At 53.5% G+C, this 1,122-nt stretch carries 2 protein-coding genes; both read left to right on the top strand.

Going from position 1 to position 1,122, the window contains the following annotated elements:
- The coding region (locus V6D20_13420; protein HEY9816780.1) for a hypothetical protein at positions 1–319 on the top strand (319 nt) is incomplete at its 5' end.
- Positions 316–1,080 carry a hypothetical protein gene (locus V6D20_13415; protein ID HEY9816779.1) on the top strand — a complete coding sequence of 255 codons (765 nt, stop codon included), beginning with the start codon at positions 316–318 and terminating at the stop codon, positions 1,078–1,080. The genes V6D20_13420 and V6D20_13415, both read left to right, overlap by 4 nt.
- Positions 1,081–1,122: the final 42 nt, after the last annotated feature.

Below are 1,122 nucleotides of genomic sequence, written 5' to 3'. Positions count from 1 at the left end.
GGTGTACCAAGGCGGGTGGAATCCGCATGGCGTAGAGGGTAATGCGGGGTATGTTTCATCGGATGGCAAGGAAGAGGTGGAAGATTGGAAATGTGAGCCCGGTTGTCCCGTGGAAATTCTTGACAACCAAAGTGGCAGCCTGACTAGAGGATCCTCTGGGCAGCGCAATGCCACAAATGGTTACGGGGGAAACATTGCAGTCGGCAGCAAGCTAACTGGGTTTGGTGATACCGGTGGAGCTTCACGGTTCTTCTACAATGCCACTTCCACCGCAGATCTAAACGACTACTTGAACGCTCTTGTTAGGAGTACCGCATGAAAACCACTTCCATCACACTTGAATTAGGCAACTGCCTAGACGTACTCAAAGGCCACGAGAGCAACTCTATCGACTCTCTGATCACTGACCCACCCTACGGACTTGGGGAGGAACCAGACCCCTTGGAGCTATTCCAAGGGTGGGTCCAAGAGGGAGCCCACGAAGGAAAAAGCTCTGGGGGATTCATGGGGAAGACTTGGGATGCTACAGTGCCGGGCCCCGGAATCTGGCGTGAGGTTCTCCGGGTACTTAAACCGGGCGGTCGGGGTGGCGTCTTTGCAGGCACTCGTACGCTGCATATGATGATGGCATCGTTGCGCATGGCCGGGTTTGAGATCGTAGACGTACTTGCGTGGACCTATGGCAGCGGATTTCCAAAGTCACACAATGTCCACAAAGCGCTGCTCAAGAAGGTCAAAGACCGTTACGGGGCCACGAGATGCAAATGCAGTGAGGAGTCGGCCCCCTTTGACCCCGAACAGGGTTTAGACCTCCAACAAGAGTCGGAACGGTATCTGATTCTCGATGACTATGCCGCCCACGATCTGGTCACACGAGTATGCTCATGGTGTGCTCAACCTGACCAAGGCTTCATTGATTCTGTGGATGGGTTGGGAACAGCATTGAAGCCCGCATGGGAACCCATCATTGAGGTCCGAAAACCCCTTGAACCTACACTGGTTGACATCCCTGCTTTGCTCCAAAGCTACGGCTTCTCCGCAGAAGAAATCACCTCAATCACCTCTGGAAACCCATTATGAACCCTTCAGTGACTTTCCCCGACCACTCTTCTCTTTGTGTCA

Source organism: Candidatus Obscuribacterales bacterium, assembly GCA_036703605.1.
Classification (GTDB): domain Bacteria; phylum Cyanobacteriota; class Cyanobacteriia; order RECH01; family RECH01; genus RECH01.
Note: the sequence above shows the minus strand (reverse complement) of the source record. Positions and strands in the feature narration are given on the sequence as shown.

What these genes read in the sequence shown, in the direction of transcription:
- V6D20_13415 (HEY9816779.1), top strand. Translation starts at nt 316, where the DNA reads ATGAAAACCACTTCCATCACACTTGAATTAGGCAACTGCCTAGACGTA.